This is a genomic window from Candidatus Rhabdochlamydia sp. W815, assembly GCF_018642185.1.
Classification (GTDB): Bacteria; Chlamydiota; Chlamydiia; order Chlamydiales; family Rhabdochlamydiaceae; genus Rhabdochlamydia; species Rhabdochlamydia oedothoracis.
Genome location: NZ_JAAVTY010000174.1, coordinates 1 through 450, shown reverse-complemented (window position 1 = coordinate 450; position 450 = coordinate 1). Strand labels below are relative to the sequence as shown.

The 450-nt window shown below is 33.6% G+C and carries 1 pseudogene; it reads right to left on the bottom strand.

Annotated elements, in window-relative coordinates:
* Window positions 1-243: 243 nt before the first annotated feature.
* Window positions 244-450, bottom strand: a pseudogene (locus RHOW815_RS08010) (transposase); the annotation flags it as partial.

The window sequence follows — 450 nt, the reverse complement described above, 5'->3', positions numbered from 1 at the left end:
CTTTATCTTGACTGACTAGTTTAAGCATTTCTTTATCCAGTTTTTCTACTTGCTCGACTATTTTGTCAAAGGTGCTTAATAGAGATGTTATAATTAAGATAATCACTTCTTCCTGCTTTTCTATCTGTTTCATAACAGCAGAGGAAAATCTTTTTGCCCCTACAGCTCCCAATCGAATTCCATAACTTTTAAGTATAGTTATTTAAATCGAAATTGATACAACAGCTTGATCTAAGAGCCTGTTTAAAATCTTTTCAAAAGTAGAGCAATAAAAGCAAGAACCACCATATTCAGGCTTGTAGTAGTTTTCTTTCGCAATTTTCCATAGCCTGCGACATTTTTCTATCCACACAAAAGAACGCTCTACAACCCATCTTTTGGGAATAACTGTAAAAGTATGAAGTGTATTTCTTTTGGCTATTTCTACTATACATCCTAATATCTCCTGCA